Raw genomic sequence first — 22,810 nt, 5'->3', positions numbered from 1 at the left:
CTACACTATTCCACCTTATTATTTTTTCAATATAAACTTTTCGCCCTCATATACTCTTACAGGGTTGCCCCTAACAATTTCACTATGTTTACTCCATGCATTACTCCTTCCATTCCCCTTTTCAAGATTATTTCTATTTTTTAAAACAACGGCAAGCTTTCTAAGTGCATCCTTCTTATTCATAAGCTGACTACGCTCTCTTGTTGAACTTATTCTTATACCTGTTGGAATATGTATAACTCTCACTCCGGTCTCAACCTTATTCACATTTTGACCTCCAGGTCCATTTGCATGAAATTTTTCTATTACTATATCACTATCTGCAAAATCCTCATCTATCAACTCCGTTTCAGGAATAATACTTACATCTATAAACCAGTTTTTTCTCTTATGCTCCGGTCTATACTTACTCTTACATATCCAAAGCATAGTTCCTTCCAGATATGATAAATCCTCCCTAGATTCAATCATTACAGAATAAAAAGTTTCTTTTTCCTCCCCTTTTACAGAACTTAAAATCTCTAAAGAAGGTATTTCCTTCATTAGTGCTTTACATATACCAAATGTAGCTCTTTGACATTCTACCGGTCCCATACCTGCACTTATTTGTAAGATCATTTTCTGTCCCCTCCCTTATAGTTATATATTGGAGTAAGAACATTTTCCACCTCTACCGTGTCTTTTATAGCCGCTTTTATATAGTCAATTCCTCTATATGCAAAAGGGGCTTCATCTAAAGTATCCCTACTTATACAGGTAGTGTATATACCCTTCATTTCTTTTTTAAATTCAGAAACTGTATGAGAAGAATTCACTGCTTCCCTTGAAAGCACTCTTCCACTTCCATGTGGTGCCGAACTATTCCATTCCTCATTTCCAAGACCTCTTCCAAGCAAGACACCCTCTTTCATATTTATAGGAATAATCACCTTTTCATCTATCTTAGCTGAAATAGCACCTTTCCTTAATATAAGCTGATTTCCCAAAAAATCTACATAATTGTGAGAACATGAAATCTCTTCTATGACCTTCCATTTCATCTTCTTTATTATCTCAGCTGCGATTATTTTTCTGTTTAAAATAGCATATTCTTCAACTATTTTCAAATCATGCAAATAGTCTTCCATCAAGCTGCCACAAAGATAGGTCATTTCAAAAGGTACATCACTTATTCCCTTTTCTTTCAGTGACTCCTGTCCCAATTTCATATAATACTCAGCCACTTCTTTCCCAAGATGTCTGCTACCTGTATGTATTATAATATAGACTTCTCCATTTTCTGCTATATCAAGCTCAATGAAATGATTCCCACCACCTAAAGTTCCAAGACTAAGTAATGCCTTTTCCAGTCTGATATGAGAAAAACATTTAAGATATTTTAATTCAACCCTATCTGCATGTGTATGTACATCTTTCCTTAGTCCAAATCCAACCGGAATATTATCTCTGATAACAGTATCCAGTTTTTTAAAATCATTTCTTATCTTTCCTAACTTAGTAGCTAGCATGCCACATCCGATATCAACGCCAACTAGAGCGGGCAGTATTTTATCTCCCACGCTCATCGTAAGGCCTATAGGACCTACCTTACCCGGGTGAACATCCGGCATCACTCTTATCTTAGCACCATACGATACTTCATTATCACAAATCATTTTCACTTGAGACTTTGCCACTTCATCCACCTGGCAATTCTCCATAGCATCATCACACATAATATACGCCTGTGCGTATTTTCCATTTAATTTTATCAAAATAAAAACCTCTGTTTTTCTGTTATTCCAAAGGCTTTATCGTTCATTCTCTAATAATTGAAATTTTAGAATAATAGACAGCGAACAACTATGCCTCTGTAGTTTATAGTTCCACTTATTTTATTATTCATTGTATTCCTCATAATTGTTCTCCTTTCGACCGCTATTATTTATGTAACTATAGAATTATATCATAGTATCGCAATATTTACATCTTAACTTTCTAATACATATATCTTTCTTACAAATACTGCAATTAAAGCTGCCTCTATGCCCAAAATAAGTTCTATCAAAATAGCCGGCATATGGATACCCGCCATAATGATACTCATTGCATCCACTGCAAAATGAAGTAAAAAAGCTATAACAAATAAAAACTTTCTTCTTTTCACAGCAAACCATACCAAAACTGATAATGAAATTTGTATAATTACTGTAAACACTCTCTCAAATATACCAAGCAGAAATATATATGACGGTGACATTATCAATGTTTTTATACTTGCTTCAAACTGTACTAGATTATCTCCTGATAATCTACCTAAAACATCGGATATATTACCGCTGTTTATAGTAAATGAAAGAAGCAAATTGCTTATCATAGTAAAGCCCAAAATCACTGTCGCCTCAAGACCTCCATGTCCAGCACCATACATGCATGCATTTATATTTTTATCTCTGTATTTTTTTCTAAGGATAAACCCAAATGCAATAAGTCTTCCAATTTCTTCAAATGCTGCTGCCATCAGACCGCCATATAATGCATAAAGCATTATATTATTCTTTAAATTCACTCCAAAAGTTGATCCAAATACCGCTCTATGAATCGAGGCTTCCCATGTCATCACCATACCCATAAATATAGTAAAGCCAACAAAAAATGGTGATATATCCGCATGTTTTTTCTTCCTGAAATAAATAAAAAGTATAACTGGAATTGCAAACCCGACCACACAGGATATAGCTATAAATACCATACTTAAAAAAGGAACTCTATCCATTACTTATCTCCTCTCCGGATAATACCTATATTCTATCACCTTTCATCTTTTTTTTTCAATAAAATACATCATTTTTTCACAATTATAGTATATATTAATGTAGAAACAAATTCCCCGGTTAATATTATCATTCGGGTTAATATATAATAAAAAAGAAAGAGAGATATAAAAATGAATTTATTGGAAAAAATCAGACCAAAAGAAAAACTTAAGTATTTAAGATGGTTTGATATACTTATTGTTACCGCTATTTTATTCGGTATATTTATCATAACATCGACCCAAATATTTATTGGATTACTTCAGTCAAATCCACAGGCTATACAAGATTCAGCAGAATCTATGGAAATAGCAACTGATGGAGCGGCCTACTCAGGCAACTTCACATTACAAGCTACTCTTCTCATAATTACATTGCTATATTTGCTTATCAGAAACTTTGATTTTAAACAATTAAAAATAAGATTACACTGGTCAGTAATCATCTGGGTTCCGGTACTCTTTGCTATCATGGGACTCTTTGGTGACCTGGTTACTACAGTGAGTGGCGAGTACAATTACTTTGATCCTTCACTTATACAGTATATGAATCCTATAGAAATATTGAATAAGTTTTTGGCACTGTCACCACTTGCAATCGGATATGCCCTACTGAACGGATTTTATGAAGAATTTTTCTTTCTTGGTCTTATGACATCTGTAAAAGATGAACATAAATGGTACGCTCTGGCTTTTTCAACATTGATCAGAGTATCATTCCACACATATCAAGGTCTTCTCTGGTCATTGGTAATAGGTGTGGTATATGGGCTCTTCTATTATTTCATGTACAAGAAAGTAATAAAGAATTTGTTACCTTTCTTCCTTATGCATGCACTTGCTGATATGTTTGGTTCATCACTAATATATCTACTTATATCTTGGAACTATTAAAAAAATCCCTTTGGCAAATGCCAAAGGGATTTTTTATTCTCCAAGAACATATTTTGCTATGTCAGGTAATACTCCTGCATTCTGTTGCCAAATTGTCTCTATCTGGGTTTCAGGTACAGGTGAAGTTCCTATTCCAACCTCAACTGTAACACTTGGAATACCCTTCTCCCAATCAAGCCAGTCTTTAAATCCTACACCAAACTTAGAGCCATCAGCCTCAGGTGCTACAAGCTTATATCCTGTATGAGCTGCCACAATATCAGCCATTGCCTTGTCTTTTGCCAAAACCTCTGCCGAAGCATGCTGATTTGACCAATAAATAATTTGTCCCTGTGTGTGATAATTTAGCACAGCATCAAAATTTTCATCATTTACAAGTTTCATCAAATCCTTAGTTTCACTCTCAGAACCTCCACTAGGTCCCTTATAAAATTCATTGGATGGTTTCTTTCTACTGTCTCCTCTTTGCTCCCAGCCCTGTGTAGGAAAGTTGTGATTGAGATCTACACCATTTAAGTTATTTTTCCACTTGTTTAAAAACCAATTGTATTTGTCCTGATTTTCCTTAAGCCCCCAGTCAGACCAACTGTCTATGATTGCCTGAAGTTTCTGCTTAGATTCTTCCTTAATAAGTCCGTCTATTCCGCTTTGAGATATTGCTACTCCATCCGGATTTATCATAGGAACATACTGTATACAAACTCTATCCAGAGTTGTATCACCATTTCTTCTGTAATCAAGCATCTCCTTAACTTGACGCATTACTACAGAAGCTGTAATATATTCTCTCGCATGAATAGCTCCAACCACCAATATCTTCTTTGAAGCCTCTCTATTGCCTACAGTTATTCTATAAATACTTCTTCCATCCGGTGTAGTTCCAATAGAATCTGAAGTAACACCCTCATATTGATTTTTTAAAAGGTTTATATCATTTTCCATATCCTGATATGTATACATATCTGTTCTTAAAAATTTAAACTCATTACTTTGTGGCTGCACTGCCTGTGCCTCTTGTTGAGCACTATAATAGCTTGCTGAACTATGTCCTATTATTCCTGCAAAGGCAGGCATTACCTGTGTCAGTGTAATACATGCTGACAGTGTAATTACTCCCAAAATATATTTCTTTTGCATATCTTCCTCCATTGAAAAACTCTTTCACAACTATACGATACTTCGAAAAAATTTACTAGTTACAAAACATTAAACAGATATAGAAAATTTGTCGTATTTTTGAAGAATATCCATTCATAAGTACCATATTATAATTATTTTTTACAATGTCTTGTGAATAAAACTTATCAATCCACTATGTTTCTAAATAAAAACAAGACAAATAAATCAGTATTATAATCGTTCTAGATGTAATAATTGTAACCATGGGCAGTTGAAATCTGTAATTTTATTGTTAAATTATCTACTTTTTAGAAAAATATAGTAATTTATTTTCTTTTATGCTAGAATCAATCTATAGTATTTTACTATAGATTAACAACTCGAAAGGAGTAATTAAAATATGGCAAAGAAACCGGACGAAAAGTATGGACTTTTTATAAATGGAGAGTTTAGAGATTCAAAAGACGGAAAGTTTTTTGATACATATTCTCCGGCAACTAAAGAAAAAATAGCAAGTGTAGCAGAAGCTACCAAAGAGGATGTTGATGATGCAGTAAACGCTGCTTGGGCAGCTTTTGATTCATGGAAAAACCTTGATAAGATAAAAAGAGCTGAAATTCTCTTAAAGATCGCTGATGTTATAGATGCAAACAAAGAAGATCTCGCTTATATTGAGAGCCTTGACAACGGTAAGCCTCTTCGTGAGACATTAAATGTAGATATTCCATTTGCGGCAGATCATTTCAGATATTTTGCTTCCGCTATTCGTACTGAGGAAGACACTTCAAACTTCCTTGATTCAAAGACACTCTCTCTTGTATTCAGAGAGCCTATCGGTGTAGTGGGACAGATAGTTCCATGGAACTTCCCATTCCTTATGGCGGCATGGAAGCTTGCACCTGTACTTGCTTCAGGATGTTGTACAGTATTAAAGAGCAGTTCTTCTACTCCTCTTTCAATACTTGAGCTTGCAAAACTTGTAAAGGATATTATTCCGAAAGGTGTATTCAATGTTATATCAGGTGCAGGTAGCAAATCAGGGCAATATATACTCGATCACAATGGTTTCAGAAAGCTTGCCTTCACAGGTTCTACAGAAGTTGGATATTCAGTAGCAAAGGCAGCAGCTGAAAAACTTATACCGGCAACACTTGAGCTGGGTGGAAAATCAGCAAATATATTCTTTGATGACTGCGACCTTGACCTTGCTATTGACGGTGTACAGCTTGGTATCCTCTTTAACCAAGGCCAGGTTTGCTGTGCAGGTTCAAGAGTATTTGTACAGGAAGGCATATATGATGAGTTTGTAAAGAGAGCTGTAGATCAGTTTAACAAAATTGTGGTAGGAAATCCTCTTGATATTAATACTCAGATGGGTTCACAGATAAATGAAGGTCAGATAGCAAAGATTCAAGCATGTGTAGACAGAGCCGTAGCTGAAGGTGCTACTGTTGCATGTGGTGGTTCACGCTATACAGAGGGTGAGCTTGCAAATGGATCATTCTATAAACCAACACTTATCACAAATGTAACCAATGATTCTTATGCTGCACAGGAAGAGATATTTGGACCTGTAGCTGTTATCATAAAGTTTAAGACTGAAGAAGAAGTAATCAAGTATGCAAATGAAAGCGTATATGGTCTTGGCGGTGGTGTTTGGACAAAGGATCTAAACCGTGCATTCCGTGTATCAAGAAGTATCGAAACAGGTAGAGTTTGGGTAAATACTTATAATGCAATCCCTGCAGGTGCTCCATTTGGAGGCTATAAGACTTCCGGTATCGGCAGAGAAACTCATAAGGTAATTCTCGATCACTATACACAGATGAAGAATATACTTATAAAACTTGATGAGAATCCAAGTGGATTCTACCCTAAAAAATAATATAAAGGTATTTCTTTATATATGGTAAATGGTAATATGCAGTATCTACACACCATACTGTATATTGAATACCAAAAACTCTCATTCCGCCAATACCGGTTTGAGAGTTTTTTATATTTTTATACATGTATTACATTAGGATTTCTACCCTTACTCAAGTTTCCGTGCCTTAAGTAATTTCCATATTTCATGTTTGTTATTTTTAACATCACGATAGGAAATATAATGGACTTTATACAGTACAATACTAAAAGAGTAAGAAACAACTCAGGTTTCACTCTAATAGTAAGTATTTTTGTAGTATACCCTATATACAATACACCTGCATTCAAGACCACATTAAATAATGTAGTAAGTACAGGAAATCCTATATCTACTTTTGTGCCAGGTGAAAAGCATTTAACTGCAAATAATGACAGTACCGAAATATTCCTAATACATATGGGCTTATAATCATGTCTATATATTACCATAGTCTTTACATTATAAAATGAGCATTCATGTTGATAGAGGCTAAGTTCATTTATCCATGTATATGTAATATTTGATATATCCTCCCATGGGACCTCCAAATCTATCTTTTTTAGATAAATTCCATCCTTTGATATAACACATTTTGTCACTACAAATGAAAAAATAACAAACATAACAAGCCATATAATATTAAGTATCGTACAAAGTTTTTTTGAATTAAATAAATGCCCTTCAAAATACATATCTTTGCCTCCACCTATGAAATAAATTACCATAGTGGCAAAGATGAATATAAACAATATCCATCTATAATATATACTGTGAAATCTTATACCCTTTTTCATATGATCCGCCTTTTATTAATAAGTGTTTGTATTATCCCATAAATTTACAAAAATATCAAAAACCGGTCATTTGATCGGTTAAAATTGATTTATAGAGCATCCTTAGGGCAACTTTTGACACATTCCATACATAGAATACACTCTGTGCCATTTTTTCTTTTTCTTGAATTGTCCGTCATATCAACATCCATAGGACATACCTTTTTACATTTATTACAGGAAATGCATTTATCTGTATCACATTTTATTCTGACCAAAGAGAAATAACTCATAGGCTTTAGAAAAACAGTTATTGGACAGATATATTTACAAAATGCTCTATTATCTTCAAATATATAGGCAAACGCAATACCTACTACATAGTAAACTATATTGCCTATTATAAATGATATGAACATAACTCTTTCAAGATGCTTTACCTTTGCAATAAACAGTGTTGCAACAAAGCATAATGAAAGCATAAATACTATATACCTTATCCATTCAATGTTTTTTCTTTCATGCCTGTGAATCTTAAATGGTAAAAAATCCAATACCATTGCGGTCCAACAGGCATATCCACACCATCCTCTTCCAAATATGATTGGCCCAAATATCTTTGCCACTACATAGTGAATAGTTGCAGCCTCAAACACTCCGGTAAAAAGATAGTACCAAAAGCCTTCTATTTGCATATTTTCATTCTTTATAATTCCCAGATATATAAGTATATAAAGTCCTACAAGTAATTGTACAACTCTTCTAGCATACTTATATTCTTTTATAAACAAAAATATACCAAATGATATTGATATTCCTATATAGCTAAAATTAAAAAGATAAAACAGATTATTCAATGCCAAACACAGTATAACAGCTACTGTTTCAAATACAAACAGTATCAACATAGGTAAGTAATACTTCTTCAAATTCTTATAACCTCGATTCATTTAGTGTTATTTCACATTATCTCTATCTTTTTCTATATTATATATACACATAAGAAATTGTAAACTACTGTGATAAAAATTCAAATAAAATTATGTATATAAACAAATTATTATTTATATACCCGTAAGCTATTTATTGTCTTTATCTATAAAATGTGTTAAAATTGTGACAAAAGGAGGGACATGATGAAAGTAATATTAAGCAGAAAGGGAATGGACAGTGAATCCGGAAGAATGGCAAGCCCTATACTACCGGATGGTACTTTACTATCTCTTCCTATACCTGACAGAAAAAGCAATAAAACATATGAAGATATACAATTTAGGGGACAAAATTATAGAGATATCATAACTCAGCTATATCCTGAATTTGATTTTGAAAAAAATCCTACCTGCCACTTAGACCCTGATATATATGAGGGTATCTACAACCGACCAAGTGACTGGAAACCTGCATTCGGACAATGGGGTGTTCCGGCCACACATCTTGATAAATCTAATGTTGATGTCGGCGACATCTTCCTTTTCTATGGTATGTTTAGACAAACAGAAGTTAAAAGTGGCAAGCTTTCTTATGTAAAAGGAGCTCCCATTCGTCATATCATTTATGGATATATGGAAATAGGTGAAGTTATAAAAGATGACCAAAAAATTGCTGAAAAATATAATTGGCATCCTCATAGTATAGCACCCTTCTATACAAATAACCGTATATATCTATCAAAGAAATGTGGTACTTTCAATTATGATGATTCACTTGTACTTACACAAGCCGGACAGAGCAGTCGAAGTATGTGGCAACTACCTTCATTTTTTGCTGAAAAAGGCATATCTATTTCCTGGCAAGGTCATAATCATCCCATAATAAAAGGCGAATATTCAATTCTAAAGACAGCATCTCGTGGGCAGGAGTTTGTTATAACTACTGATACACCCGAGCAAGAGAAAAACTTATCTGATTGGGTTGAAAATATTATAAAACATAGATAAAATCAAAATTCATATCATTATAAAATACTTTTCATATAAACAAGCTATGGAAGATTCCTAGCTTGTTTTTAAATAATTTACCAATGTCTATTCTGTTCCAATTTATTTATTATTTCGAAAATGAGCTGTCACAGTATTGAAAAATCAAATCAGTATTATTATTGAGAATTTGACTAATTTTATATATAATTTATCTAAGTATTATATTTATTGATGTACAGTGATGTTTTGAAGAAGTAAATTACACTTTTATATTCTATTATCATACAAAATCATTATATTTTTATAATTAGGAGGATTTCATTATGTTACGACTTCCGGAGAATTTCGAATCATTTCCAGAAGCAAGAAAAGCAGGTTTCCTGAAGATGAAGGAACACAAGGATAATGGCGGAAAGATTGTAGGAATTTATTGCTCATTTGTTCCTACAGAACTTATTATGGCAGCAGGTGCTGTGGCTGTATCACTTTGTGCCACCAGTGAAGAACCTATCAGTGCTGCTGAGGAACATCTGCCATCCAATCTTTGCCCTTTGATAAAGGCAAGTTATGGCTTTGGGCTTACCGATACCTGTCCATACTTTTATTTCTCAGACTTCATAGTAGGTGAGACTACATGTGACGGTAAGAAAAAAATGTTTGAGCTTATGAATGATTTAAAAGAGACTTATGTTATGCAGCTACCATCTTCCAGAGATGAAGTAGCTCTCAATATGTGGGAACAGGAAATGTACAAGTTCTGGAAAAAGCTTGAAGATTTCTATGGTGTCACTATAACTGAGGAAGATGTTAAAAAAGCAATAGTAGAAAAAAATGCTGAAAGAGATCTTATACTTGAATACCTTGAACTTAGTAAGCTCAATCCATCTCCTATCTCAGGATATGAACTTGGAACAAAACTTGATGCTCTAAGCTTTATTCCTGATATGGAAGAACGCTGCAGACAAATAAGACAAAGAATTGATGAAGTAAAGGCTGATTGGGAGCAAAACTATAAAGGAAAAGTATCCAGAAGACCAAGGATTTTGATAACCGGATGTCCAAATGGCGGTGTAAGAGATAAGACTATTAAAGCATTGGAAGAACTTGGTGCAGATGTAGTTGCATTTGATACTTGCAACAGTAACAGAGAAAAAATTGAAAAGGTAGATACAACTTTACCTGTAGCACAGGCTCTTGCTAGGAAATACCTCAATATCAACTGTTCTGTTATGAGCCCTAATGAAAACAGACTTAAATTTATAACAGATATGGTAGACGAATATCAGGTAGATGGCGTTGTTGAAATAATTCTTCAGGCCTGCCACACCTTCTCTATAGAATCATATAATGTGAAAAAAGCTGTAGTTGCTAAGGGCGTGCCTTATATAAAGATAGAAACAGACTATTCAAAGGCTGATGTCGGACAGATCAATACTAGACTTGAGGCATTCCTTGAAACTGTCGCTGTATAATGAGAGGAATAACTTAAGTAATGGATAAGCAATATTATGTCGGCGTAGACATAGGTTCTACAGCATCAAAGGTTGTAGTACTTGATGATGAAAAACTTATAAGTTCTTTTTGTATACCTACAGGTTGGAACAGTAAGGAAACCTCAAAGAACATCATGCAAAAACTGACAGAAGATGGTTTTTCTGAGAATATGAGCTGTGCTGCTACAGGTTATGGACGAATCTGTGTGGAGTATGCCGATAAAGTAATTACAGAAATAACCTGCCATGCCAAAGGAGCTTATGCATTGTTTGGTGTGGATGGAACTGTAATAGATATAGGTGGACAGGATACCAAAATTATCAGCTTAGAAGATGGCATGGTAAAGGACTTCCTTATGAACGATAAATGTGCCGCCGGTACAGGAAAGTTCATAGAAGTTATGGCAAACAGACTTGGTACAGACTTTGAAGAACTCTATGCTCTTGCATACAAAGGCGATGCACTTTCTATAAGTTCTATGTGTACTGTTTTTGCAGAGTCTGAGGTTATAAGCTATATTGGTTCAGGAGAAAAGAGAGAAAATATCGCCGCCGGAGTTATTGATTCGGTAGCAAATAAGGTGGTCAATCTTGCCAAAAAACATGGTCTTAGAGGAGCGATAATGCTGACAGGCGGTTTGAGTTACACTCCATACTTTATAGAAATTATGTCGCAAAAAATTTGCAAAAAGATCCATACACATCCTCTTGGTAGATATGCCGGAGCAATAGGAGCTGCAATTTCTTTAAGACCGAAAAACCACACTCCTATACAGTTCAAGTGAAAATATAAATGACTTTCTCATTTTCAAGACTAAACTTGAAGAATGTGAAAGTCATTTTAATTTACCATTCAAACAATAACCACTGATGAGTGGCCGCATCACCTTTATTTACACATTTTATTTCTTCCGCACCGCCTGTTACCAAAGCAGGTGCAAAGTAATATATCTCATTTAAAGGCAGAACTCCAAGCTTATTTTTTGCCTCATCAAAAAGATTCCGCCTTAATATATCTTCTTCAACCTCACTGTCAACAAGATATTCTACAAACTCCTCCACGGTATATGCCACTACAAAAATCTTTCTGTAATGTATATCCAAAAAAGATATATCATATTCACCGTCACCAAGATTTCTAAAGTAAAACAAATCACCAAAGCCTGTCATCATAAAAGGAATTCTTGAATAGTCTTCTTTTCCAAGCCATCTATAAAAGCTGTCCATGTATTTTTCCGGATCTATAAGCTTTATAATACCGTCTCCATAATTACCGAAGCCATATTCCTTAATAAAATCAAGGATCTTCTCATTTACTCCGGCACTGCTGCAAGCACCTATTATATGATCTGACGGCTTTGTAAGATCCTTATCCGGCTTATATTTTTCTATAAACTTATCCCAAACTGATTTTTGGTTCTTTTTAAATGAATCGAATAATCCCATAATCCACCTTACATTCCTCCAACCACAACTGTCTCTTCAAGAGTTGTAAGTATAATCTCAAGTATTAATTCTACAAAAGCATAACTGTCAACTTCTTTGTCCGACTTTCCAAGTGAATCATAATAATCTTGTTGTCTGCTTCGTATCAACTCTTCAATTGGCCGCCAATAAAACAGTTCATTCCATTTACCAAGTAATAAGCTATGACACATCCTTCCAATACGCCCATTTCCATCCGCAAAAAGATGAATAAACTCAAATTCTGCATCCTTATTTCCTCAATTCAAGATAACGCTCAATATCTCCAAGTAGTGCATCCAGACTGAAATAACCGCTCTCTCGTGCAACAAGTTGACCGTCCATATATACCAGTACAGTCGGTACGGAGAAAATGCCCATCTGTGAACTGATTTCCATGTTTTTTTCTATATCTACATATCGGGCTTCTACCTCTTTATGCTCACTCATCCACTGTTCCAGCTTATACCGAATGGCATGGCAGGGTCCACATGTATCCGAACCAAACTGAAGGATAAGCACCGGTATTTTCTTTATTAAATCATTAATATCTTCTCTAAGATCATTCATAGTTCAAATTCCTTTCTTATTAATCATATCAGTCAGAGAACATACTGTATTATACCGGACTTTTCCCATGACCGATTAAACTTCCTATCGCCTACTCAAACACTATCAGTTACATTCGTTTGTAAAATCCATTGTTTTGTTTAGACTTCCGAATCCCACTTTTTCTCTTTCATTTTTGAATAATTAAAATCTCTTTATTTTTAAAAAACTATAAAATTGCCTTTATTCCCTTTGCACTGCGAAGAATTGTATCTGTGAAATGATTACCTGGATTTAATTCAAATATCACCTCACTCCCAAGGTTCTTAAAATACTCTGAAAGTTCTCTCGTATTATCCTCTACAGTTTTTAATATAGGATTGCGTGTATTTGCCTCTTTATCCCCCAGAGAAAAATAGATTTTATCTGGTAACTTCATACAATCATTACTTTTACAATATTCCATAAAGTCATGAAACCAAAGTGAGCCTGACATACTTGCCAATCTGTCAAATACATAAGTTTTATACATAGCATAAACAGCAAAAAGACCTGCAAGTGAATATCCTGTTATTCCTGTAAATTCAGGTTCTCCATCTATCATCTCCTTTGCCTTTGGCAAAATGTCATCTATAAGCAATCTAAGATACTCATCTGCACCGCCGCTAAAAGATTTTTCCTTAGAATAGATTGAAGGCATATACCATGGTGACATGTCATGGTTCCAATCAATATTTCCAACTACAAGTAGATTTAAAAAAGTGCAACCCATATTTTTCAATGCCTGATATACATCTTCGCCATCATCTTCAAAAGTATTAAAAACAATAAAAGGAGCATTTATGTCAGGTGACTTGTATAGGGTGATTTTTTTATCTTTTATATTGAATTTTTCTTTATTATTATTTGTTATCACCTATACCTCCTACCACAGGCCTTAAATTATATTTATCCTGCTAAAACAAAATGCTCCGCCTTCAAAACCCATTCTTTTTTTAACTCCCAAAATGTTGCTTGAGTAGATTTCGGTACATACCAACAGTCGGTTACTTCATCTATACAAAAAACATTTTCCCAGCTTTTCAATTTTTCATCTTCACTTGGATCTTCAATATCATCTTTTTCATATAACGGTAAATATCCGTCATTTAATATAACATGCCACATATCAAAGTCTGACAGTAAGACCATATCATCAGGCACATCTATAGATAACAAAACTATAGGAGTTCCTTTTTCACCACCATATCTATGAGTTCTCATATCAAGACGTTTTCGTACACCTTCCCATTGATACCAAGCCCATATAGGATATTTCACACCATTTGGAGGCATACCAATACGTTTTTTCATCTGCTCAGTAAGCCAGTCATACGAAGAACGAAATGCCCCCTCAAACAATAAATATTTTTCATTTGCTATAAGTCTACCGGTTTCAAGTAAAATATTATAAGCAGCCTTATGTTGGATAGTCCATAAAAGCATCTTAACTCCATAAAATCAATTAATAATATTACTGATTATACATTATCTGTCTTCCAATTTATACTTTCACTTAACTGTACATAATAATAGCATTTTCTCACATATAATTAAATCTCTATTTTAAAATTCCATGCTTCATCCAAATGAACGGTATTATAGTATATTATTTAATATTGACTTTTATATCATAAATACATAGAATCGTATTTATACAGTTCATATAGACACTTTATCTAATACTGTTTTGTGATTTGAACCTTAATTTAGAAATTCTTATTGTAATATATAATATAAAATTTTTACATATAGTTCCAAATATTAATGTTTATAATCTGAACATAAATAATAAGTGTTTTATTGTATGAAATATAAGGAGAAACGGTAATGAAAACTATAACAGCAAAGCCTGAAGATATCAGAACAATATTTTCGAGGGAATATCAGATTCCAATGTTCCAAAGAGAATATTCATGGGAACAGGAACAATGCGAAACTCTTTGGGATGATTTAATTGATTTTCATAATGAAAATGATAAAAAAGATAAATATTTTTTAGGAAATATTGTAGTATATCCAATTGATGAAAATGAGAAGTTTTCAGTTATAGATGGGCAGCAAAGACTGACAACTCTTCTTTTACTTATCAGAGCACTTTTTGATAATGCGGGTACAGTAAAGGCATTGGAGGAATGTTTAAAGACAAAAGACAAGCTAAGTTCAGAGCTCACAAATAATATAAGATTAAATTCAAATGTTATTGAAAATGATAAGAAGAATCTTGAACAAATTATCTTGCAAGGCCATTGCGATAATAAAAATTCAAGACTTTATATAAATTATGATATGTTCAAGATGAAAATTTCTGATTGGAAGCAAGGAAAAACTTCTGATGAATTAAATAAACTTATTTTGACTTTTTTAGATAATGTAGTATTATTACCGATATTATGTGAAACCGAAGATGATGCTTTAAATATTTTTGAGACTATAAATAACAGAGGCCTATCATTAAGCGATGCGGATATATTTAAGTCAAAGCTTTATGCCGGAATTGATAGTTCTAAACGTGGGGAGTTTATTGACGAATGGAATGACTTATATGATCAAGAAGACCTATTTCGTATTTTAATGTACATCTGTAGGGCTCAAGAAAATGATATTTCTAGGGAAAAGGGACTAAGATCTTATTTTTCGTCTAAAACAGGTAGACTACAGAATACAGGCAATGTAATGGCTTCTCTAAAAAAATTAAATGCAATAATAGATACAAAAGTAGGTATCTATAATGATTCATTATGGAATATTTTGGAAAGTTACCCTAATCAATATTGGAGATATCCTTTATATGTATTCTTGCATAAATATCTAATATGGAAAGAAGACGGTGAGTTATTCTTACCTGAAGAATATTATGAAGAATATAAGAAGCTGGTAATGTTAACAACAGCATATTATTTTATAAAAGGTGTTGTGTATAATTCTGTTAATACTGTAAAAGATACAACATTTAAGGTATGTGCAAAAATAGAAAATAATGATAATTACCTATCTGAATATATAGAGAATATGCGTAATGATTTAAAAATATTCTATAATAAGCTTGAAAGTGCAGATTTGGGTAGATGTAAAAGAGGAATTATCTTACTAAGTGGATTTTTGAATAAATCACAAAGTGTTGAGGATTTTTATGACTTGATTTTAAATTCTAATATAGAAATAGAGCATATCTTACCAAGAAAGTGGTCTGATAATAATGACTGGGATGAACAGAAAGCAAATGAAGTGATGGAAACTTTAGGTAACCTTGCACCATTTGAGAAAAAACTAAATATCAGTGCAAGTAATGAATTTTTCAAAAAGAAAAAGAAAGCCTACGAAGAATCAAAGTTTGCAGATATCCAAGATTTACTAAAACTTGATAAATGGGACTATGATGAAGTAAAGCTAAGAGAAAAAAATATCATTAGTAGAATAGAATCTTTTATAAAAGAAGTGTCTGAATTTATATAATTTTTTCCTATGGGATTGTCGGGAAATAAGTAATTTTACTTCCCGCAGAACGAAATAGAAATATCCTGACAAATACAAGGCTTTTGGGCTTTGTGACTTTGTCAGGATATTTTGTTTTTCTATGATGCTGTCTATTTTGGGGCATAAAACCCCCTTGGCTGAAATTTTGCTTTTGCATTTTTTACTATGCTGTTTTTTCCTGTAGTTTTCCTTCAAATTTCTTTAGTTTGGCATAGAGAAAACGATGATATTTATTTATATTTCTTCCTATTGCAAAAAGCATAAATTCTTTATAAACCTTATCTGAAGTACGATAGTTAAAGCGTCGGAAATCTTCATTCTCTTTAATATCTCCGAAATGACCTTCTGTTTGAATAGAGCGTATCTGTCGTTTCAGAATCCCTTTTTCACTCTGTATGTTAGCATGTGACTTCTCTCGAAGCTCTTCCCATACTTCATTGATCTTCATTACTTTATTCTTATCAATATCTTTATCAGGATTATACTTGTATAAACATTTAGACTTATGTTCACATCCACTACAGTCTGAACATCCATATACTTCATATGTTTGTGTATAACCGTCCTGTTCTTTCTTTTCTGTGTTGATATGTCTCAGTTCACGGCCGTCATGACAGATATAGACTTGCTCATCCTCAAATACCGTTGTCTTCATGTTGTAGTATTTACCTATATCTTTACTGTATGCTCTTGTTTTTCGTTTTTCGTGATCCTGTAGTTTTATATAACTGTCTATCTTATTTTCTTTTAGATATAAGAGATTTTTCTCACTACAATAGCCGCTGTCTGCCGTCACTTCTTCAAGCACTTCTCCAAATGCTTTTTTATGCTTTTCAAGAACTGGAATTAATGTGTTATAATCTGTACGATCATTACTTACATAACAATGTACAATAAAATAATTCTCTACTGCTATCTGTACATTGTATGCAGGCTTTAGCTGCCCGTTCAACATATGATCTTCCTTCATTCGCATAAAGGTTGCTTCCAAATCAGTTTTAGAATAGCTGTTTCTATCTTTCCCCATAATCTCAAAGCATTCTTTATAGTGCATTAAACGCTGTCCACAATGTTCAAGTTCTTCATAGAGTTGTTGAAGTTTTGGCTTTCTCTTACCCTTTCCGTTAACAAATGCAATACTTTCTCCATCAGCAATAGTCATAAGGTTTTTCTGTAGCTTAAGTATTTCAATAGGCGAACAGTTATCAATCTCTATAATACGGTTATTAGATAACTTTTTATGTTTTGTAATCTTTCTTTTTCTGTTCTTTTCAATAATATCTCTAACTTTATCAATCCCGTCAATCACAAACATTTGTGCATTTCCAAACTCGTACTTTTCGCCAAATCCATTATCTTGTAAAAAAGAATTATAGTCTGAATAAAGCTTATCAATAGAATCCAGAAGACCTGCAAGATGATAATTAATGCTTCCACGCCATACAAAAGTATAACGATTAGCATTAGCTTCTATTTTTGTTCCATCAATAAACAATTCTTTTAATGTAACAAATCCTTCTTTTTGTAATCGTCTCATAAACTGATAGTTTAAGTCATCCAAAATATCTGAAGTAAGTTTCTTACTTTTAAATTCATAAAAAGCATCTCTTTTAGGCTTCCTCCCTTGAGTAAGCCAGATAAAAGCAATATCTCTTTCACATAAATCCACAATACGATCAATAGAGCGTATTCCACGCATATTTGCATAAGTAATAACTGCATACATCATGATCGGGTTGTACCCTGTTCTTCCCTTGTCCGAACAATTGGCTAACAGTCCGGAAAAATCTAAATCCTCCATAACTTTTTTTAGGGTATAGACTGGATCGTCATTGGGCAAACTCAATTCATATAAGCTAAAGTTGATTTTCTGTTGACCTATTTCAAAAAAGTCATTATAATAATTAACTGTGAGCATAGTTACATTATAACATGTAACGGAGAAAGATGGTTATCGTTAGCCATCTTTTTTTATGTAAAAACTTAGGGAGGTGTAACTCGTTTTGAGTCACACCTCCCTCTTTTATGGATGCCATTTCCCGACAGCCCCATAGGTTTTTCATTGATTTCTGTTTTATACATAGCATAAACAGCAAAAAGACCCGCAAGTGAATATCCTGTTATTCCTGTAAATCCTGATTCTCCCTCTATCATCTACTTTGCCTTTGGCAAAATCTCATCTATAAGTAATCTCAAATACTCATCCTTTTCATATAATTCCAAATAACCGTCATTTAATATATTATTCCACATATCAGAGTCTGACAGTAAAACCATATTATTCGGTACATATATGGATAACAAAACTATAGGTGTTCTTTTTTCACCCTTATATCTATGAGTCCTCATATCAAGATGTTTACTCATACCTTACCATTGATACTATACCCATACAGGATATCTCACACCACTTTGAAGCATACAAATATATTTTTTCTTCTCAGCAAGCCAGTCATAAAAAGAACAAAGTGCCACTTCAAACAATAAATATTTTTTATTTTGTTGTTTTATTATTTCCTATCAGAATCGTTGTTTACAAGTGCGAAAACTTCAAGTGCCGTTATAGCAAGGACACCAACTGTTCTACCAACCCTTACTACTGTATCACGACCTTCTATCTCACACCTACTGCAAAAAGGGAGTTTTTCATCAAGAAGTAGTTTCCCACATGATTTACAACGTCGTTCTTTTTTTCATTACTCATATTTATAACCATCCACATCTATATAAAATACATCTTTCTTATTCTGTGCCAACATTGTTTCATAGGAATCGATTATACCAAGCATCTGTTTGGGCTTTTCAAGCCAAAAATCAACACTTTTCTCATCATAACGATAATTTTTATGAATCAGTTCCAAAGCCGTATATTTTCCATCACCAAGTTTCCTCTCTGACAGCGTTTGAAGCTGATAGCGGTATTCTCCAAGAATTCGGTTTGCATCATCAATTTTGTCACGATAATTAAACAGATATACCCGTAACCCAACATATCGTGGAATCATCTGCATATCCTCATTGATATATGAAAGAGTTGAATCTATATTTTTTATACTTGCAAATGGTCCTTTTATATCAGCCAAAGTCTTAACCTGTGCATTCACATCAGAATATAGGTCCGTGAGACCTTCCATCAAATATGTGTCTGCTTCTTTCAAATAAAGTTCCCGCTCTACTTCAGATGCGGTGGTGGCAAGCATAATTTTATCCCGTGCATAAATAAACTTATTATTTAGAGCCTCACGGCGTGTAAAATCAATAATTCCTTTAACTTCTCTACCTATATCCTCAATCTGAGATGATATACGTTTAAGTAAAGCTTGCATTGACAATGTCGAGATATCCGAAAAAACACTCGAAGGATTAACCACCTTCTTCAAGGTGAAGAATTTCACAATATGCTCATTCTCATCTAAGATAGCCGGACGCAGATTACCTGCCACCTCTCTGGACTGTCCGCATGATAGATTCCTTTTTTCAACCCATCGATAATATCCTGACTGAAATGTGAGTAATCCGCAACAAGCATACCCATTTGGGATATATCAAAACCACTTTTGATTGCTGTGGCTATCTCTCCAATTAGCCCTTCAATATTATGGAACACCTTCCAAGCTGTGCGTGAACCAATCTCAGCCTCAATTTTGCCAATAAACACCTTAAAAAAATCAGACATAGCGAGAAGGTCTGTTCCTTTTTTGTCTTCTTCTTCTGTAAAAATATTCAGCAACTCAGCCTTACCAAGCTCTACTATTTTGTTATTTTCTGGCATATGTATTCTCCTTTAGGATTTTCTCTTTAGCCTCATTTAAAACACATCCTCAAACACCAAATCCATAATCACCATATGTCTGAAGCTTTCTTCTCCTGTACTTTCATCTACGACAATCAGATAATATTTTTTATCCTTATCATATCTTTTGTCTTTAAATTGAAATTTCATACGGAAAATTCTCTTTTGCGTATCTGTTTCTCTGCTATCTGCAAAGAAGCTGATCTCATTAGAAATTTTCTCATTATCTTCTGAGATGAAGAAAATTTTATATTTTGTTGCCTTTATTGTATCACTTACCGGTTCTGATTGTAGGAAATCAAGCATTGTAACCTTATTTGTAATCTTTTGTACCATACTGATAAGAGCGATAGATGCATTCTTTGTATCCATATGTCCACGTTCCATCTTCACATCCAGCACCGGCACCAACATTTCCTGTGGTGAAGAGCCACCATGCACAAAGTTTTGCCCACCACCTGAAACCTTAAATACATTGCTGCTAATAGGGAAGGAAACTACCTTTGTATCCTGGTTTCTCAAAACCCTTCCGATAGAAATACTTGTGATACCATCTTCATTCACAGCATTATCTGCCACAATAAATCTGCGATTTACGAATGCATTCTTATCATTAACACCACTGATTTTATCACTTTCTGTGACCTTATCTCTTTTATAAATAAATCCATGATCAGCTGTAATTATAAAGTGATAAGTGTTTGCATTGGTAGAAATACGGCGAATCAGATCTATTATCTCATCCACTGCTTCCTTACAAGCTACAAATACCTCATCCTCTGTATTTGCCTTATCCCCTCTGGCATCAATCTGATTGTGATAGATGTATATTGTCTGCTTACCTGTGAAAATATCTCTAAGCTCAGCCTTTTTTAAACTCTTTATATCATCAAACTGTATACATGCACTATTTTGTGAATGCTTTTGCAATACAGTCTGCCTTCCCAAAAGATTGTCACAAAGTACATCATCCACTAAGACCTGATAATTGTCTGTAATTGTAATATCATCATGTGGCAACAATGCCGCCATTCCAAGTCTGGTATAGGAGGGTAAAACGCTGAGTTGCTTATCAAGCTTTGCCCTACATTTGGGATCATCAGCTAAATTACTATATAGTTCCTGACCAACTTCATAACGCATTGCATCTGATATAATAACGACTGTACGCTCTTTTGCATTTTGTACATTGCTATCATAAAAATCTATCTGCAATGGTAGCTTTGTAAAAGCATCCTCTTCCTGTAATGCTATATTCCACTTAGGTATAAGCTTGTTTAAATACTCATTGGTATATATATTTTCTACAAGCTCACGCAGCCCTTCAAAAATATATGTATCATCCAAATTATCAAATTCATAATAGAAATTTCTATATTCTTGATCAATCTTATAATCACAGCTTATATATTGTTCCAGAATGGATGAAAAGTCATCATTACAACTATAATTTATTGCTGCCACAATATAGTATGCACTCTTTAGCATACGGTAAATGCATCCTGTTCTGACCCCAAAATGCATTTTCTCTCTTTTTTCTATAATCTCTACAATAGAAAAACCACCCAACTTTGCTCCTATGTCCTCTGCAAGTAAGCGTTCTACTATCCAATTAATCAAAAGCTGATCAATGCATTCGAAAGTATCACAGTTTAAGAATATCTCAGGTGAATATTTTGCAAAAGTTTTTTCAACACCCAATTTAATATCTACAAAATTAGAAAGCTGGTCATATTTATCACAGTACAATACACTGTTCATAATACTGTCCATAAAAGCAATGATATTACCGGATTTATACGAAATATATGGTTCCCACTCCTTTGGTATATCTGATGAAATATGCTTTGCCGTATATGTCACAAAAAGTGTGGTCACAAAGCTTTCCAAAGTCTGATCCATATCTGTATATCCAAAATACTTTTCACTTAACTTCCAAAAATCATCTAAAAGATCATATTTTTTGATTTCAGCAATAAATTTATTGTTTTCAAGTTCTCCATCTGTCAAAATCACACGAACCACCTCTTCAAAAGAGCAAGTTCTGGTACGACAAATACTGCTTAAAAGACCTATAAGAATATTTTCCTCATTGAAGTTCTCTATCTCCAGATCATAAAATCTTCTACTTCTCTCCTTATTGGCAAAGAACTTTATATGCTTCTCTATTACTGCCTTATACTTCTCATCAATCCCCAAATCCAGTGAGAGCAATGAAGCACGATCTGCAAAAAATCTCTTGGAATACAGCAATGTATCTTCAAGATGATTGTTCTTCACATCAGGTTTTGGAAATGGAGCATATACAAGATAATTGTTCTTTGTATCTTTTCTCTCAAAAAAGTATTTTGTATAGAACTGATTATCAGCTTCCAAAAAATACACTTTAGCATTTGCCAGCTCTATGCTCTGCACATCCTCAGCAAACTCTCCTTTATCGTCATACCAAAATACCAGTTTTCTGGTATCACCCATGAATTCCTCATTCAGACGATCTATTATTTGTTTTAGGTTTAATTCTGACATTTACTCTACTACCTTACACCTTCCGGATCTATGACTTCGCTCTTTTATAGTTTACTTC

Annotated in this window: 23 protein-coding genes; 6 read left to right on the top strand and 17 right to left on the bottom strand. The window is 33.7% G+C overall.

The genetic code is table 11. From position 1 onward, the window contains the following. Window positions 1-18 precede the first annotated feature (18 nt). The 3 genes from prfH to D4A81_RS05145 form a co-directional block, all read right to left on the bottom strand. Window positions 19-618: a peptide chain release factor H gene (gene prfH, locus D4A81_RS05155; RefSeq protein ID WP_111525976.1), complete on the bottom strand. Its 600-nt coding sequence runs from the start codon at window positions 616-618 to the stop codon at window positions 19-21. After that, window positions 615-1,715, bottom strand: a complete 1,101-nt coding sequence (locus D4A81_RS05150) for an RtcB family protein (protein ID WP_111525977.1) — start codon at window positions 1,713-1,715, stop codon at window positions 615-617. Before D4A81_RS05150 ends, prfH begins: the two co-directional genes overlap by 4 nt. Window positions 1,716-1,969: 254 nt before the next feature. After that, the gene (locus D4A81_RS05145; RefSeq protein WP_111525978.1) at window positions 1,970-2,755 is read right to left on the bottom strand and encodes a YhfC family intramembrane metalloprotease; all 786 of its coding nucleotides are present in this window, start codon (window positions 2,753-2,755) and stop codon (window positions 1,970-1,972) included. A 171-nt stretch (window positions 2,756-2,926) separates the two neighbouring features. On the opposite strand from D4A81_RS05145, the gene D4A81_RS05140 reads away from it, so the two are divergent. Further along, window positions 2,927-3,688: a CPBP family intramembrane glutamic endopeptidase gene (locus tag D4A81_RS05140; protein ID WP_111525979.1), complete on the top strand. Its 762-nt coding sequence runs from the start codon at window positions 2,927-2,929 to the stop codon at window positions 3,686-3,688. Between the two features lie 33 nt (window positions 3,689-3,721). Here the strand turns inward: D4A81_RS05140 and D4A81_RS05135 are convergent, their stop codons facing one another. Then, the gene (locus D4A81_RS05135; RefSeq protein WP_111525991.1) at window positions 3,722-4,825 is read right to left on the bottom strand and encodes a M14 family zinc carboxypeptidase; all 1,104 of its coding nucleotides are present in this window, start codon (window positions 4,823-4,825) and stop codon (window positions 3,722-3,724) included. Window positions 4,826-5,207: 382 nt separating this feature from the next. Between D4A81_RS05135 and D4A81_RS05130 the strand changes: the two genes are divergently transcribed. After that, complete coding sequence (locus tag D4A81_RS05130) at window positions 5,208-6,692, top strand: aldehyde dehydrogenase family protein (RefSeq protein ID WP_111525980.1); 1,485 nt, start codon at window positions 5,208-5,210, stop codon at window positions 6,690-6,692. Between the two features lie 119 nt (window positions 6,693-6,811). Here D4A81_RS05130 and D4A81_RS05125 read toward each other — a convergent pair whose 3' ends face one another. Beyond that, window positions 6,812-7,510: a hypothetical protein gene (locus tag D4A81_RS05125; protein WP_111525981.1), complete on the bottom strand. Its 699-nt coding sequence runs from the start codon at window positions 7,508-7,510 to the stop codon at window positions 6,812-6,814. Between the two features lie 89 nt (window positions 7,511-7,599). Then, complete coding sequence (locus tag D4A81_RS05120; protein WP_111525982.1) at window positions 7,600-8,439, bottom strand: 4Fe-4S binding protein; 840 nt, start codon at window positions 8,437-8,439, stop codon at window positions 7,600-7,602. Window positions 8,440-8,625: 186 nt separating this feature from the next. Between D4A81_RS05120 and D4A81_RS05115 the strand changes: the two genes are divergently transcribed. The 3 genes from D4A81_RS05115 (at window position 8,626) to D4A81_RS05105 (ending at window position 11,689) form a co-directional block, all read left to right on the top strand. Then, entirely contained in the window at window positions 8,626-9,429 is an 804-nt protein-coding gene (locus D4A81_RS05115; RefSeq protein WP_111525983.1) for an Nmad3 family putative nucleotide modification protein, read from the top strand. Window positions 9,430-9,734: 305 nt separating this feature from the next. Further along, window positions 9,735-10,883: a double-cubane-cluster-containing anaerobic reductase gene (locus D4A81_RS05110; RefSeq protein ID WP_111525984.1), complete on the top strand. Its 1,149-nt coding sequence runs from the start codon at window positions 9,735-9,737 to the stop codon at window positions 10,881-10,883. Window positions 10,884-10,903: 20 nt separating this feature from the next. Next, on the top strand, window positions 10,904-11,689 hold the full coding sequence (locus D4A81_RS05105; RefSeq protein ID WP_111525985.1) for an acyl-CoA dehydratase activase: 786 nt from the start codon (window positions 10,904-10,906) through the stop codon (window positions 11,687-11,689). A gap of 61 nt (window positions 11,690-11,750) precedes the next feature. On the opposite strand, the gene D4A81_RS05100 is transcribed toward D4A81_RS05105, so the two are convergent. The 5 genes from D4A81_RS05100 to D4A81_RS05080 form a co-directional block, all read right to left on the bottom strand. Continuing rightward, entirely contained in the window at window positions 11,751-12,350 is a 600-nt protein-coding gene (locus tag D4A81_RS05100; RefSeq protein ID WP_111525986.1) for a T6SS immunity protein Tdi1 domain-containing protein, read from the bottom strand. A gap of 8 nt (window positions 12,351-12,358) precedes the next feature. Continuing rightward, window positions 12,359-12,562 carry a hypothetical protein gene (locus D4A81_RS05095; RefSeq protein ID WP_242977768.1) on the bottom strand — a complete coding sequence of 68 codons (204 nt, stop codon included), beginning with the start codon at window positions 12,560-12,562 and terminating at the stop codon, window positions 12,359-12,361. 58 nt (window positions 12,563-12,620) lie between these two features. Beyond that, entirely contained in the window at window positions 12,621-12,938 is a 318-nt protein-coding gene (locus tag D4A81_RS05090) for a thioredoxin family protein (RefSeq protein ID WP_111525987.1), read from the bottom strand. Window positions 12,939-13,146: 208 nt separating this feature from the next. After that, window positions 13,147-13,833, bottom strand: coding sequence for an alpha/beta hydrolase (locus tag D4A81_RS05085; protein ID WP_111525988.1), 687 nt, complete (start codon window positions 13,831-13,833; stop codon window positions 13,147-13,149). Between the two features lie 32 nt (window positions 13,834-13,865). Continuing rightward, the gene (locus D4A81_RS05080; protein WP_111525989.1) at window positions 13,866-14,402 is read right to left on the bottom strand and encodes a DUF3841 domain-containing protein; all 537 of its coding nucleotides are present in this window, start codon (window positions 14,400-14,402) and stop codon (window positions 13,866-13,868) included. A 384-nt stretch (window positions 14,403-14,786) separates the two neighbouring features. Here D4A81_RS05080 and D4A81_RS05075 point away from each other — a divergent pair, with 384 nt between their 5' ends. Further along, window positions 14,787-16,412, top strand: coding sequence for a DUF262 domain-containing protein (locus tag D4A81_RS05075; RefSeq protein ID WP_111525990.1), 1,626 nt, complete (start codon window positions 14,787-14,789; stop codon window positions 16,410-16,412). A gap of 184 nt (window positions 16,413-16,596) precedes the next feature. Here the strand turns inward: D4A81_RS05075 and D4A81_RS05070 are convergent, their stop codons facing one another. The 6 genes from D4A81_RS05070 to pglZ form a co-directional block, all read right to left on the bottom strand. Then, window positions 16,597-18,351, bottom strand: a complete 1,755-nt coding sequence (locus tag D4A81_RS05070; RefSeq protein WP_119808264.1) for an IS1182 family transposase — start codon at window positions 18,349-18,351, stop codon at window positions 16,597-16,599. Window positions 18,352-18,416: 65 nt separating this feature from the next. Next, window positions 18,417-18,587, bottom strand: coding sequence for a hypothetical protein (locus D4A81_RS13120; RefSeq protein ID WP_162902550.1), 171 nt, complete (start codon window positions 18,585-18,587; stop codon window positions 18,417-18,419). Further along, window positions 18,588-18,800, bottom strand: a complete 213-nt coding sequence (locus D4A81_RS05065) for a DUF3841 domain-containing protein (RefSeq protein WP_242977729.1) — start codon at window positions 18,798-18,800, stop codon at window positions 18,588-18,590. Window positions 18,801-19,129: 329 nt separating this feature from the next. Continuing rightward, complete coding sequence (locus tag D4A81_RS05060; protein ID WP_146247004.1) at window positions 19,130-19,876, bottom strand: hypothetical protein; 747 nt, start codon at window positions 19,874-19,876, stop codon at window positions 19,130-19,132. Continuing rightward, complete coding sequence (locus D4A81_RS05055; RefSeq protein WP_111525539.1) at window positions 19,846-20,205, bottom strand: hypothetical protein; 360 nt, start codon at window positions 20,203-20,205, stop codon at window positions 19,846-19,848. Before D4A81_RS05055 ends, D4A81_RS05060 begins: the two co-directional genes overlap by 31 nt. Before the next feature lie 36 nt (window positions 20,206-20,241). Next, window positions 20,242-22,752 (bottom strand): BREX-1 system phosphatase PglZ type A, encoded by a 2,511-nt coding sequence (gene pglZ / locus D4A81_RS05050; protein WP_119808262.1) that lies wholly within the window; start codon window positions 22,750-22,752, stop codon window positions 20,242-20,244. Between the last annotated feature and the right edge of the window lie 58 nt (window positions 22,753-22,810).

The organism is Lachnoanaerobaculum umeaense, assembly GCF_003589745.1.
Lineage (GTDB): Bacteria > Bacillota > Clostridia > Lachnospirales > Lachnospiraceae > Lachnoanaerobaculum > Lachnoanaerobaculum umeaense.
The sequence above is the reverse complement of the archived record's forward strand: the minus strand, read 5'-3'. Positions and strand labels throughout refer to the sequence as shown.